This window comes from bacterium (genome assembly GCA_039961635.1).
GTDB lineage: Bacteria > 4484-113 > 4484-113 > JAGGVC01 > JAGGVC01 > JABRWB01.
On record JABRWB010000039.1, the window covers coordinates 64,002 to 77,257 of the forward strand.

The 13,256-nt window shown below is 56.6% G+C and carries 12 protein-coding genes; 8 read left to right on the top strand and 4 right to left on the bottom strand.

Features of this window, described 5'->3' with window-relative positions; translation table 11 throughout:
* Positions 1 to 67 precede the first annotated feature (67 nt).
* Both HRF49_06405 and lipB read left to right on the top strand, forming a co-directional pair.
* A complete protein-coding gene (locus tag HRF49_06405) occupies positions 68 to 1,999 on the top strand; it encodes an aconitate hydratase (GenBank protein MEP0814280.1) in 1,932 nt (643 codons plus the stop codon).
* Between the two features lie 19 nt (positions 2,000 to 2,018).
* Positions 2,019 to 2,672 carry a lipoyl(octanoyl) transferase LipB gene (lipB, locus tag HRF49_06410; protein ID MEP0814281.1) on the top strand — a complete coding sequence of 218 codons (654 nt, stop codon included), beginning with the start codon at positions 2,019 to 2,021 and terminating at the stop codon, positions 2,670 to 2,672.
* 72 nt (positions 2,673 to 2,744) lie between these two features.
* Here the strand turns inward: lipB and HRF49_06415 are convergent, their stop codons facing one another.
* The 3 genes from HRF49_06415 to truB form a co-directional block, all read right to left on the bottom strand.
* Positions 2,745 to 4,085, bottom strand: a complete 1,341-nt coding sequence (locus HRF49_06415; GenBank protein MEP0814282.1) for a trypsin-like peptidase domain-containing protein — start codon at positions 4,083 to 4,085, stop codon at positions 2,745 to 2,747.
* 142 nt (positions 4,086 to 4,227) lie between these two features.
* The gene (locus tag HRF49_06420; GenBank protein MEP0814283.1) at positions 4,228 to 4,833 is read right to left on the bottom strand and encodes a hypothetical protein; all 606 of its coding nucleotides are present in this window, start codon (positions 4,831 to 4,833) and stop codon (positions 4,228 to 4,230) included.
* A gap of 30 nt (positions 4,834 to 4,863) precedes the next feature.
* Positions 4,864 to 5,949 carry a tRNA pseudouridine(55) synthase TruB gene (gene truB, locus HRF49_06425; GenBank protein ID MEP0814284.1) on the bottom strand — a complete coding sequence of 362 codons (1,086 nt, stop codon included), beginning with the start codon at positions 5,947 to 5,949 and terminating at the stop codon, positions 4,864 to 4,866.
* A 128-nt stretch (positions 5,950 to 6,077) separates the two neighbouring features.
* Between truB and HRF49_06430 the strand changes: the two genes are divergently transcribed.
* From HRF49_06430 to HRF49_06455, 6 genes are all read left to right on the top strand, one after another.
* Positions 6,078 to 6,527: a hypothetical protein gene (locus HRF49_06430; protein MEP0814285.1), complete on the top strand. Its 450-nt coding sequence runs from the start codon at positions 6,078 to 6,080 to the stop codon at positions 6,525 to 6,527.
* Positions 6,524 to 7,372, top strand: coding sequence for a hypothetical protein (locus HRF49_06435; protein MEP0814286.1), 849 nt, complete (start codon positions 6,524 to 6,526; stop codon positions 7,370 to 7,372). The genes HRF49_06430 and HRF49_06435 overlap by 4 nt, the downstream gene beginning before the upstream one ends.
* Positions 7,373 to 7,408: 36 nt before the next feature.
* Entirely contained in the window at positions 7,409 to 8,314 is a 906-nt protein-coding gene (locus HRF49_06440; protein MEP0814287.1) for a hypothetical protein, read from the top strand.
* A gap of 5 nt (positions 8,315 to 8,319) precedes the next feature.
* Entirely contained in the window at positions 8,320 to 9,174 is an 855-nt protein-coding gene (locus HRF49_06445) for a radical SAM protein (protein MEP0814288.1), read from the top strand.
* A 450-nt stretch (positions 9,175 to 9,624) separates the two neighbouring features.
* Complete coding sequence (locus tag HRF49_06450) at positions 9,625 to 11,067, top strand: TldD/PmbA family protein (GenBank protein ID MEP0814289.1); 1,443 nt, start codon at positions 9,625 to 9,627, stop codon at positions 11,065 to 11,067.
* 20 nt (positions 11,068 to 11,087) lie between these two features.
* Positions 11,088 to 12,431 (top strand): TldD/PmbA family protein, encoded by a 1,344-nt coding sequence (locus HRF49_06455; GenBank protein ID MEP0814290.1) that lies wholly within the window; start codon positions 11,088 to 11,090, stop codon positions 12,429 to 12,431.
* A gap of 15 nt (positions 12,432 to 12,446) precedes the next feature.
* Here the strand turns inward: HRF49_06455 and HRF49_06460 are convergent.
* Positions 12,447 to 13,256 (bottom strand): hypothetical protein (locus tag HRF49_06460; GenBank protein MEP0814291.1); only part of this gene is annotated, 810 nt, incomplete at its 5' end.

Consider the following 13,256-nt stretch of genomic DNA (forward strand, 5'->3'; position numbering starts at 1 on the left):
GGCGCCGGATTGCGCATCGGGCGGAGTTTGCATACAATTTCGTCACCTTAGCTAAAAGGTGATTCAAATGGGCAAGTCGCTCGCTTACAAGATTCTTGAAGCCCACCTTCTTGAGGGCAGGCTTGAACCGGGTACCGAAATCGGCATCCGGATCGATCAGACGCTTACGCAGGACGCCACGGGCACGATGGCCTTCCTCCAATTTGAGGCGATGGGTTTCGACCGAGTGAAGACCGAGCGCTCGGTGTCGTATGTTGACCACAACACGCTGCAAAGCGGGTTTGAAAACGCGGACGACCACAGGTATCTGCGCACGGTCGCGTCCAAACACGGCGTATATTTCAGTCCTCCGGGCAACGGCATTTGCCACCAGGTACATTTGGAACGGTTCGGAGCGCCGGGAAAGACGCTTCTGGGCAGCGACAGCCACACGCCTACGGGCGGCGGCCTTGGAATGATTGCAATCGGCGCCGGCGGGCTCGACGTCGCGGTGGCCATGGGGGGCGGGCCGTTTTATCTGCCCTGCCCCAAGGTGCTCGGGGTCAAGCTGACGGGAAAGCTGCGGCCCTGGGTATCGGCGAAAGACGTGATTCTCGAAATGCTGCGCCGCGAAACCGTCAAGGGAGGCGTGGGCTACATCGTCGAGTATTACGGCCCTGGCGCGGAATCCCTGACTGTTACCGAAAGAGCGACGATCTGCAACATGGGAGCGGAGCTCGGTGCAACCTGCAGCCTGTTTCCAAGCGACGCGCAAACACTTGCCTACCTGAAGGCTCAAAAGCGCGAGGACGCGTTTGTCGAGTTGAAGCCGGACGCCGACGCGAATTACGACAAGCTCGTTGAGATTAACCTGAGCGAGTTGGTGCCGTTGATTTCAAAACCGCACAGCCCCGACGCGGTTGTGCCCGTAAGCGAAGTCGCTGGGACGCGGCTTGATCAAGTTTGCGTGGGAAGCTGCACGAATAGCTCGATCCGAGATATGCGTGCCGTCGCGGAGATAGTTAAAGGCAGGCATGTTGCCCCTTCGCTGTCGTTTACGGTTTCGCCGGGAAGCAAGCAAGTGCTTGAAATGATAAGCATGGACGGCTCGCTGGCTGCGATGATCGCGGCGGGCGCGCGCATCCTCGAAAGCGCGTGCGGGCCGTGCATCGGGATGGGCCAGGCTCCTCCGTCCGGAGGGAACAGCCTGCGAAGCTTCAACCGCAATTTCATCGGACGCAGCGGAACCAAGGATGCGAATGTGTATCTCGCCAGCCCGGAAGTCTGCGCGATCAGCGCGCTTAAAGGAGTGATTTTTGATCCGACATCGAACGGCATCGAGTTTCCGAAAATCGAGGTTCCGGATGAATTTTTGATTGACGATTCGTCGGTTGTCGCCCCCGCGGAAGATCCCTCATCCGTGGAGGTTGTTTACGGGCCGAACATCGTTAAGCTCGACGCGTTCCCCCCGATGGCAAACGATATAGAAGCCGCCGTGCTTCTCAAAGTCGAGGACAACATCACGACAGACCACATAATGCCCGCCGGAGCGCGCGTGCTTCCTTACCGCAGCAACATACCCAAAATCAGCGAGTTTGTTTACGAAGTCGTGGACCCAACGTTCGCGAAGAGGGCGAAGGCCGCGGGGCGCGGCATAATCGTCGGCGGCGCTAACTACGGCCAGGGCAGCTCACGCGAGCACGCCGGGCTTGCGCCGCGGTTTCTAGGCATCGAGGCCAAAATCGTCAAAAGTTACGCACGCATCCACCGCGCAAACCTGATCAACTTCGGTATTCTGCCGTTGATGTTCAAGGATCCGACGTGCTTTGAGTCCGTCGAACAGGGAGACGTGCTGAAAATTGAAAACGCTCCGGAACAGATTCGCACGCACAAGGAAGTCGTCGTAAAGAATTTGACCAAGGGAACGACGATACTTTGCGTCCACGATCTCTCCGACCGTGAAATCGAAACCGTAATCGCCGGCGGAAAGCTGAATTTTACGCGCGCCGCGGCGAAGTAGCGCGGCCAAGGGCGCTTGGATGGTTAACCGCGTCATCAAGCTGATCGATCTCGGCCGGATGAAATACGGCGATGCGCTGGCGCTTCAGAAGGAGTTTCTTGCCAAGCGCATCGCGGGCAAATGCGGCGATACGCTGCTTTTGGTCGAGCACGAACCGGTAATTACTCTTGGACGGCACGCGGACGCACAGCACATACTTGCATCGAAGGAAGCCCTGGCTAAATTCGGAATCGGCGTGTTCCAAATCGAACGCGGCGGAGACGTGACATACCACGGTCCCGGCCAGCAGGTCGGGTATCCGATTTTCAACATCCGCGAAATGGGGCTGTCGCTGCACGACTACCTGCGGCTGCTCGAAGAAACGATGATCGTCGCACTGTCCGCCTTTGGATTGTCGGCGCACAGGATATCCGGACTCACCGGAGTATTCGTTGACGACGCGAAATTGGTTGCTATCGGCATCGCGGTCAAAAAGTGGGTGACGTTTCACGGTTTTGCGTTCAACGTCAATCCAAACATGCACCATTTCGAACTAATCGTGCCCTGCGGAATCAGAGAGCATCCCGTCGGCTCGCTGTCCGGAGCACTCGGCGAAACCAAATCGTTATCGGATTTGCGTCCACATTTGATATCCGCGTTTGAGCGGGTCTTCGGCATTACAATAACGGACTAAAAAAAACGGGGAGGCTTTCGCCTCCCCGCATTCAGTACGCGAAATCGCTCAAGATGCTCCGGGTGATTACAACTATCTCCGCCAAGGCGCGGCATCAGTCGAATTCAGCTCGCCCAAAAGCACAAGAACGTTCTTGGCCGGTTTCTTGCCTTGCGGATAAACCGTAAGCGTAATCTTGTCGCCGATGTTGTGGTTCTGGATTTCGTTGATCAACTCGTTGCCGGTTTTAACCTCCATTCCGTTGATGTGGGTTATGACATCGCCCACTTTAAGCCCCGCTTTGTCTCCGGCGGAACCTTGAGTCACCTCGTAGATCACGATACCGAAATCTATTTCAAGCTTGAGCTCTTCCTGAACCGTCTTGTCAACGTCGCGGATTCTGATTCCTATTCCGGGATATTTGACGGAGCCGGTCTCGATGATTTGCTGGATGGAGCGTTTTATGCTGTTGACGGGAATCGCGAATCCGATGCGCTCACCCATCGGGATTATCGCCTGGTTGACGCCGATAACCTCGCCCCTCGCGTTCAACAGCGGGCCGCCGGAATTTCCGCGGTTGATCGCCGCGTCCGTCTGAATCAGCGTCCCGTTGCTGCGCGGATCCTCCGGCATGTTCACATCTGCCGGCTTGCGGTCAACCGCGCTGACAATCCCCGAAGTTACGGTGTGCTGAAGTCCGAACGGGCTTCCTATGGCTATCGCAGGCTCGCCGGGACGGATTGTGTCGCTGTCGCCCAGAGTGGCGGCGGGCAAGCCGCCTGCCTCAATCTTGATCACGGCGATATCTTTCAGGTCGTCCGTGCCCTTGAGCACGCCTTCGTACTGCTTGCCGTCATTAAGCGTAACCGTGAACTTGTTGAAGTCCGCGACAACATGCGCGTTCGTAACGATGTATCCGTCTTCGCTGACTATGAAACCGCTGCCTTCGCCTTGGCGCGGGACGTCGAAGTTATGCCACTGGTCGAATCCCTCCGGAAACTGCATATCGGGGAAAAACTCTTTGAATTCCTCGGGAATTTTAAATCCCGGAGAATTGGGAGAAAACGGCGAAGAAGGCGCTCCGCCTTGGCGTTTTTGCGCGGATTCCGGTTTTTCCTCCGGAATCGCTTCCGATTTGATGTTGACAACAAACGGAAGCGACTTTTCCGCGAGATCGGCTATCCAAAACACATCGCTCGGCGATTGGTAGCTTTGATTCACCGCAGCGGATTGCTTTTTTGGAGTCTCGAACGACGCCGGCGCGGCCCTGCCGGAAACGCGCTCCCGGATAACCACCGGTCCTTTCGAGATCTGCCAGATCACCGCGGCCGACAGCGCGATGATCGCGAAAAACTGGAATACGATCAAAAACCGCCATCCGGCGGAAAGCCCCGGCTTTGAAACCGGCTTGATTTCGTGTTCGCCAAATTCCATACGAAAACCTCCGATTAGGGGCGGAAGCCCCGTTTCTTACTACCCGCGAAGGCCGGACTCGCGTCAAGCCCTTCGGCTCCGGTTAGACGAATGCCCTGCCCCGCTGTTCAAACGCGGCGGATCATCCGAATCCCAAATTGCGTCAATAAAAGAAGCCCGTCCAGGAGCAGAGCAGCGCCGTGCCGAATCCGACCAGCAGATTGTCGTCCAGAGGAGTACGCAGGCTTTCCAGCACCGATACGGCCAAGCCGATCGCGGCCGCGACGAGAATCCCTTCCAAATCTGGCGGATACAGAAACCAAAGCCTCGCGAGGATAAGCGCGGCCGCCGATCCCGCAAAGCACGCGAGCGTCCCGTACAGCCGCTTGGTGCGATTCCACGGGACGGGAGCCGAGCCGGGACCGCCGATCGTCGCGGACAGCCCGTCGCCCAGCGCCAGAACGAACCACGACGCCGTCAGGATTTCCGGCCGATGCCCGAAAAAAACGGCCAGCAGAAAAAGCGTCCCGAAGTAGTACCGGACGCCCCACATCACGCCGTCGCGCAGCTCGGTCGCCCGCGCCATGGGCATCACCACCGGCCAATACGGCCGGATGATCCAGGCCGTCAGCGCGGCGAAGCCGAGCGCGGCCAGCGTCCATTCGCGCGGGATGAACCTGATCGATAACGCCAGCGCGCCGAGCCCCATGTGAACGAACTTGCGAAGGTAGTGCCGGTATCTGACTTCGGACGGATTGGAGCGGGACACGCGCCGATTATAGCCTTGCGGCGGCCCGCGTCAGCTCAAAAACACCTTTTCGGGCGTCACCTTGAACAGCTCCGGTTTGTCCGGGCGAGGCTTGGCGCTGCATCGGGCCACAAGCCTGCCGTCTTCGAGGAGCGCGAACACTTCCGATTCCTGTCCAGCGCGCACGGCATCCGGCAGCCGTTTCGAAATCGCGAAAATATAGTTGCCGGCAGAAAGCGACCTTCCCTCATCCGTAAATACGGTCAGCCGCTTTGATTCGGGAACGACGACGGAAACGGGAAGCAGATGCGCCGCAAGCGCCTTGTCCCTGTCCTCCGCAAGCTCCGACGCGAGCGCGTCCAGCGCGACCGCGTCCGCGAAATTGAAAGGCCCGACGCGCGTCCTTATCAGAGACGCGAGCACTCCGGCCACGCCGACCCTTTGACCGATGTCGCGCGCCAGCGCGCGCACGTACGCGCCCGTCGCGCATTCGATGACCGCTTCGGCGATCAGCAACGGCGACGCGGGCATGCGATCCGGCGCGATTTCAAGGCGCGGCAGCCCGAATTTTTCCGATCCGTCCTCTGCGGGTAATCCCTGTACGTCAAGCGGAGACAGACCGCCGCCATCCGCCCCAAACCAAAAGAACCGCGTTATATCGAACCTGACGATTTCCACCTTGCGCGGCTTGACGTCCACTTCCTCCGCCGCGAGCTCGTAGCGGTAAAGCTCCTTGCCCTCGACCTTGACGTTGGAGAACGCGGGGGGAACCTGCTCGATCATCCCGACGAAACCGCGCGCCGCGTCGAGCAATTTTGAAGCGAGTTTCAATGCCTCGCTCTCGTTTTGCGGCGCACCCGGCGCCGCTGCAAGCTCCGACGACAAATCCAGCGTCGGCGACGTCGCGCCGAACGCCAGCCACGCGAAGTAGTCCTTCGTGAACGTGGAAAGATGGTCGAACAGCTTCGTCGCCCGCCCCACGCCGACCGGCAGCACCCCGCTTGCGGGCTTGTCTATCACTCCCGCGTGGCCGACGCGCGCCTTGCCCAGCCGCGGCCGAATCCGCCGGATGACGTCGAACGACGTCATTCCCGCGGGCTTGATCACGTTGAAAAAGCCGTCAATGAAAGCCGACATTTGGAGCCGGATTATAGCTCAAACCTGCATGCGCAGCGAAACAGGTTGTTGGCCAAAATAAAAAAACACCTGCACTTATTGACAATCCAAATTTCCAAGGATACAATTAGATTGGAGGTAAACTCGTCGTGGGGGACGAGATCAGGCTGTCCCAAGCCGAAGTTGACCGGATTGCCGAAGCGGTGTGCGCAAGGCTGTGGCGCCCGCCCGGCAGGAATGCTTTGTCGGACGCCGAACTGCTTCGCATCGCCCAACAGACAGTTGCCGTAATAGAGGAGCGCGCGTTCATTTCTTCGCTCGCGGACAGCGTTATGCAGAAAACCGCGCAGAAGCTGGACGAGATGAAGGAAGCGCTTGCGGACAATCCTTTCCACAATCCCAAACCCGGTTACGAGCCTTCGCCAATCAAATTGACCGATGAAGAAAGGGCCGAGCTTGAGGAAGCGAGGAAAATCGCCTCCGCACAAGCTGAATCCGAGCAGCAGCCAAAGCTGGAGCTTGCTGCCCGGCCCAAACAGATCGAAAAAAACGGGAATGCACCTGTGCCCTTGCAGCGCAGGAGGAGGAAATCGAGATGAACGGGAAGTTAATCGGAAAGATCGCGGATGAGATCGCTGCCAAAATGGTAGCTTTCATCAGCGGACAAAACAGCCAAAGTGACTTGGCATTTGCCTTTGCTGGCAATATCGCCGCTCCGAAGACCGCAAATCCGATGCAAGTTGCAAGAATGCAATTGAACAAGTTGGCTGCGACATTCAGCGGCGATTGTGGCCAAGGCGACTATATCGCGCCTTGCATTGTGACAGCAAGCTATGATTTCTGCAATTGCACCGATACATCAAGCCCTTGGGCGGAGGCCGTATATGAGCTATGCACATCACATGCTTTCCAGCATGCTTGTTCGCTTGCACATCCGTATTCGTGCGATGCGTTCAAATGCATTGGATCATTTGAATGCACGGCTCAGTTTAAGGGCTGTTTGCAGGCATTTTATCAAGATTGCACTGGTGGCGATCATACTTGCCCTTCAGGCGTTTCGCAATTCCACTGTGATTCCACATCCAATAACTTTCAATGCAGCGAGTATTCTTGTTCTCCCGGTAGCAATTTCAACTGCGAACCCACGGGTATGTTTGCATGCTGGACCAACTACACCTCGACTTGTCCAGAGGACTATGATACAGAATCACCTTGCGATGATACGGCGTACTTCAAATGCATCGAAACTTTCACTTGCGGTGGAGATGAGGAATCCTCCTATACCTGTGATCCCCCTGGTAGTTTTGCATGTGCAACCGGATCTGGGGGCGACGGCTTTGACTGCGAAAACCTTTATTATTGCGGTTCTGGCTCGCTTGATTGCGATACGGAGTTTGGTCCTTGCCACCTGGATTACTATAACCGTTGTACAGAGGAATACTAGACAACGGAGATTAAGTTCAACATGAGGTGTGCACAAATGAACTGCAAGCTAATAGCATTCAAAAAGGCTATAATAATTCTGCTATTGGTCATATTCGTTCCGGCAATGGTAATCGCAAGAGCATTTTCGCTCCAAACCGGCACTGCGTTAAATAACGTTAATTGGCTTGATCGCTTGTATTCCGCACCCGATAACGATTTTTCGGTACGTTGTATCAAAAATAAACTCGCAGACAAAGAACACAGCTTTACCGGAGAAATACGCAAGGGCACTTCCATTAATTCCAATAGCCAACTCGATTCAGGCACAATTCTACATTCGGATACAAAAAATCTAAGGGTTCCTGTGTTTTTTTCCATGCCATATCCAGCAAATGCGCCAGGCTTCAGCAAAGAATGGGAACCGGTCGCCAAAGGACATGTGGACTATCCATTTGTGGATGACTATACTGGAGTTCAATTGGAGAACGACAGCATCCCGTCAAAATGGTATTTATACATGCCCGAGACGGGCAAGATGGACATGGATATGTATTTGGTGACCCTTGGCTGCAATCCACTTTTAACATTCAATACGGTGGAGAGATTTCAAAAAGTATGGATTAATGTGTATAATTCGGAAATAAAATACGTTCTGCTCCAGTATTCCCACAACTGGGACTTTTGCCTGATAACCATGGCGTATTCGCCTTCATACAAGCGCGAGAGCAGAAATCCGGAAGTAGTTTCCTTTGAATTGTTTAAGAGGGAGATAGGAAGCTTAAGGGCTTTTCGTTATTCGGCATCGTTTGGAATCAGCCCCATGCCGGATAACAAGCACTTAACCATTGACTGGATGAGCGAGAGTTACAATGTTTTGGAGATTGACCCCCTCTTGGCCGGAATCTCTTCATCTAACGAATTATTTAATCGCGAATATGTTTTCGAGATGGTTGGAAAGTAGTCACGATGCCAAACATGGGCCGGCAAAATGGAAGCTGCACCCTTCTAGTAGATGCAATAGCAAAGGAAATACTTATTAAGGCGTTTCCGCCCATTACCTTTATTGATTTACACGTTACTGACGACTGCAATCTCAGGTGTCCTTATTGCTTCGTTCATGGAAAAAGAAACAACCAAATGACAGATGATGTCGCGTTTGCGGCCGTGGATTTCCTAATTCGCGAAAGCAGAGACCAGGACATCCTAAGGATATTGTTTATAGGCGGTGAACCGCTGCTTGAATTTGACTTGATGCAAAGAATTGTGTTATATGCAGGTAAAGCATCAATCAAACACAGGAAACGTATCAATTATGATACTACAACGAATGGCACTCTTTTCAATGAAGAAATCCTTGAGTTCTTTAGGGATTCCAAAATATCTTTTCTGCTATCCATGGACGGAGGCAAGGAAAGCCATGACATGCATCGGAAATTCGCCGGTGGAATTGGCTCATTCGATACTGTTGTCTCGAAAATTCCATTAATGAAAAAATATCAACCATGGCTCGGTATTCGGGTGACCCCGACGCCTCAGACAATTTCAAGGCTATTCGAAGATGTTAAGGAGCTTTATCAGCTTGGTGCAAATCAGTTTATTATTGGTCCTGCAACCGGTGTCACTTGGAGCTTTGAAGATTTCGCGTTGTATCAAAGTCAAATGTTACTGATTGCTGATTGGTATGTCAAACTAAAAAGGAGGCGTGCTCATTTAAGAATCAACCAATTTGGCGACGACGCAAGCGACCTACTTGGAAACAAACAGGGGATCTGGGGATGTGGCGCAGGAAAGAGCAGGATTAGCATATCAACATCTGGTTAAATTCAGGGATGTGCAAAGATTCAAGGACTTAATAATCTTAGTGGACTTGTTGTTTTTGGAGATATATTCAATGGTTGGACTGATTTGGAGGCAAGATTACAGTTTATAAATTCGGGATTTGCTTGCAGGCAAAGTTGTTTAAAATGCGATATTTCTTCAGATTGCGCGGGCGGCTGTCCCGCGGTCAACTGGGAATCCAGCGGGTCCATATATTCTTGCAGTCGCGAGCAATGCATGTCTGCCAAGGTTTGCGCGTTGGTAAAGGCGCGCGTAACAAAAGCCTTGGCGAAAGCATAATCTCAAGTCCGCTTTCCTTGCATCCTGCCCAGTATCTGCGCTATCCTAGCTCGACACGCCGCGGCCCGTCCGTTCCTTGCATCCTGCCCAGTATCTGCGCTATTCTGAGCCGACACGCCCGCGGCCTGCTTGCGGGCATCCGGAGGACCGCCGATGAAGGAACTTGCCGACTTTTTCCGGGCGAACGCCCAGCGGACAGGCGTCTCGTACGCCGATATCCGCATAACCGGGCTCGCGCGCGAGTCGCTCACCGTCAAGAACGGGCGCGTGGACAACATCTCGAAAAGCGCCGAGGCGGGATTCGGGGTGCGGGTGCTGCACCGGGGCTGCTGGGGTTTCGCGGCGTCCAACCACGTCAACCGCGCCGAAATAGAGCGTATAACGATGCTGGCGATGGAAATCGCGATGGCAAGCTCGACGGCCAAGCGGGAGGACGTGCGGCTGGACGACACTCCGGCTGCACAGGGAACCTACGTCACCCCCCACACGAAGGACCCGTTCGCGTGGAGCACCGAGGAGAAGCTTGCGCTCCTGTTCGACTGGAATAAAAAGATGAAAAGCGTAAAGGGGCTGACGAACGCGACTTCCTCGATGGACTTCTTCCGCGAGGAGCAGTATTTCGCCTCGACGGAAGGCGCGCTCATAGAGCAGACGATTCTCGAATCCGGCGCGGGCATCGAAGCGGTCGCGATTCAAAACGGCGAAATGCAACGCCGCTGCTACCCCAACAGCTTCCGAGGCCAGTTCCACACGGGCGGCTGGGAGCTTTTGGAGCCGTACGACATCGGCGGGAACGCGGAGCGGATCGCGGAGGAAGCCGTGATGCTGCTTTCCGCGCCCGAGCTTCCGCACATGCGCACGACGCTCATCATCGAGGGAGCGCAGCTCGGCCTGCAGGTGCACGAATCCATCGGCCATCCGATCGAGCTCGACCGCGTCCTCGGAATGGAGGCGGCGTACGCCGGGATGAGCTTCGTCACGCTCGATAAGCGGGGGAATCTGAAATACGGCAGCGACATAATGCACGTTACCGCTGACGCGACGCTCCCCGGCGGGCTGGGCACCTTCGGCTGGGACGACGACGGGGTGCCGGCGCAGCGCGTGGACATAATCAAAGACGGAGTGTTCCTAAACTACCTGACGAACCGCGAGACCGCGGGAATCGTAGGCCAGCGGAGCAACGGGACGAACCGCGCGGACGGCTTCAACCGCGCGCCGATCATCCGGATGACGAACATCAACCTGGAGCCGGGGACGTGGGAGCTGGACGCGCTCATCGCGGACACCGAAGACGGAATCTGGATGGAGACGAACAAAAGCTGGTCTATAGACGACCGCCGCGTCAACTTCCAGTTCGGATGCGAGCTGGCCCGCGAAATCAAGGGCGGCAAACTGGGCAAAGTGTACAAGAATCCGAACTATACGGGCATCACGACCGAGTTCTGGGGAAGCATGGACGCCGTCTGCAACAAGAACCACTGGAAGATATGGGGCACGCCCAACTGCGGAAAGGGCCAACCCTCGCAGACCGCGCACGTGGCGCACGGCACCGCGCCCGCGCGTTTCCGCAACGTCGAAGTGGGAGTGAGGGGATAGCGATGGCGACCTTTAGGGAAATGTCAACGGCAGAATTCGAAAACGCGGTGCGCGAGCGCATCGAGGACGCGATCGCGGGCTCGCCCGCGGAAGATACCGAGATTCTCGTCACCTCCAACATCTCGGCGCTGACGCGGTTCGCGAACAACCAGATCCACCAGAACCACCACGAGGAGAACGCGGAGGTGACCGTGCGTTGCGCGGTGGGCCGCAGATGGGGGACTGTGACCACCAATTCGCTCGACCCCGAAGCGCTCAAAAAGGCCGTGGACGACGCCGCGGACGCGGCGCGGCTTTTGCCGGACGACCCGGAGTTCATCCCCAGCGCGGAGGGGCCGTACCGCTATTCGTTCACGCCCGAATTCGACAAGCCTACCGCGGAATGCGAGCCGTCGCGACGCGCGCTCATGGTGAAGAAAGGATTCGAAAAGGTGCCGGACGGATACGAGGCCGCGGGCACGCTCTCGACGGGCGCGGTTACGCTCGGCGTATTTTCCGCGCGCGGGATTTCCGCGATTACCAGCGCAACCACGGCCGAATACACAATTCTGCTCACCGGCAAAACGTCGTCGGGATACGCGGAGGAAACGTCGCGGCGCGTCACCGCAATCGATCCCGCGGCGATCGCCAAGCGCGCGGCGGAAAAGGCAATCGCGGGCGAAAATCCGCGCTCCGACCTGGATATAGGGAGATACACCGTCATCCTCGAAGAGGAAGCGGTCGCGACCTTCCTGATGTTCTTTTCGTGGACGGGATTCGGCGGCCAGGAGTTCGCGGACGGCGAAAGTTTCCTCTGCGGAAGGCTCGGCGAAAAAATCACGGGCGAAAACATCACGATAGTTGACGACGCGGCCGACCCGCGCACGTTCGGACTGCCGTTCGACTTCGAAGGGATGCCGCGCCAGCGGCTGACGATTATCGAGCACGGGATCGCGCGCGGCGTCGCGCACAGCCGCAAGACCGCCAGCAAATCCGGCGCGCTACCGACGGGCCACAGCGTCGGCCCGTGGGGCGCGTACCCGACGAATTTGATTCTTTCGCCGGGCGATTCGAGCCGGGATGAAATGATCAAGGCGACGGAGCGCGGAATCCTCGTGTCGCGGTTCCACTACTCGAACGTCGTCGATCCCAAAAAGACCGTGTACACAGGCCTCACCCGCGACGGTACGTTTTTGATCGAAAACGGCGAGATCGCCTGCGGCCTGACCAATTTCCGGTGGACGCAGAACGCACTTGAAGCGCTGGAGAAGGCCGACATGATTTCTGCGGAGCAGAGGTTCAACAGCGCCTTCTTCGGCGGCGGCGCGGTCGTCCCCGCGATCCGCACGCACGAGTTCAACTTCAGCGGCAAGAGCGATCATTAGTGCCGGTTGTCGCGGCTACCCCATCCCCACGCTCATTTCGGGAGCGATGACGTCCCTGCCCCTAAGGATTTCGCAGAGCGCGTACGCGCCGCGGATTTCTTTGACGCGCAGCTTGCCCGCGCGCACCGAGTCCATCCACACAACCGCGCCGCGGTTGTCCCGGCGCTCGAACACCTTGTATACGGTCAGCCAGTCCCCCGGCACGACAGGCGAGCCGGAGCCGAAATAGACGACAGCGGTATCCCCGGATTTTTCGACGACGGAGCCGGAAAACGGGAAAAGCAACGCCACCTGCGCCGCAGCCATCGCGCAAGCCTTTCCCGCAGCATCCAGCACCGGATTCCTTTCGGTTTCGGCCGCCGTGAAATCGAAACCGGCCATCCATGTGTCGAAATTGGAAACTTCGACGTCGAACGCGTCCGATTTCGCCTCCGCCCTGCCCGAAAGCACCTCCGCCCCTCCGTGCGTCGAAACGAGCGAGTACTCGATGACGATATGCGAAACGGCGCTGTCCGGAACCATGAACGAAACCGACAGCGGGCCTAGCATGGCCTCGCGCTTTTCGAGCGAAAACTCCCGCACCTTGCCCGCCAGCAGAAAATCCGGTCCGGCGATTTTGCGCGCGGCCCCGAGCCGGTTGGCATAGAGCGTTTGTGGATCGAGTTTTGCCGCTTCAACCATCGCAACCGTTTCGCCGGGATAGATGATTTTGTATCTTCCCGCGGCATTGTCCGCCAGCTTTTTCGCGACAAGCTCCGAAATGCCGCGCCCCACGTTTCCGTACTTGTGCTCGAACGGCGCGACCGCGATTGTCGGGAACGAAAC

Bases quoted from the DNA above. Each gene is read 5' to 3' on its own strand.
- HRF49_06405 (MEP0814280.1), top strand. From the start codon at position 68: ATGGGCAAGTCGCTCGCTTACAAGATTCTTGAAGCCCACCTTCTTGAG.
- lipB (MEP0814281.1), top strand. From the start codon at position 2,019: ATGGTTAACCGCGTCATCAAGCTGATCGATCTCGGCCGGATGAAATAC.
- HRF49_06415 (MEP0814282.1), bottom strand. From the start codon at position 4,085: ATGGAATTTGGCGAACACGAAATCAAGCCGGTTTCAAAGCCGGGGCTT.
- truB (MEP0814284.1), bottom strand. From the start codon at position 5,949: ATGTCGGCTTTCATTGACGGCTTTTTCAACGTGATCAAGCCCGCGGGA.
- HRF49_06435 (MEP0814286.1), top strand. From the start codon at position 6,524: ATGAACGGGAAGTTAATCGGAAAGATCGCGGATGAGATCGCTGCCAAA.
- HRF49_06440 (MEP0814287.1), top strand. From the start codon at position 7,409: ATGAACTGCAAGCTAATAGCATTCAAAAAGGCTATAATAATTCTGCTA.
- HRF49_06445 (MEP0814288.1), top strand. From the start codon at position 8,320: ATGCCAAACATGGGCCGGCAAAATGGAAGCTGCACCCTTCTAGTAGAT.
- HRF49_06450 (MEP0814289.1), top strand. From the start codon at position 9,625: ATGAAGGAACTTGCCGACTTTTTCCGGGCGAACGCCCAGCGGACAGGC.
- HRF49_06455 (MEP0814290.1), top strand. From the start codon at position 11,088: ATGTCAACGGCAGAATTCGAAAACGCGGTGCGCGAGCGCATCGAGGAC.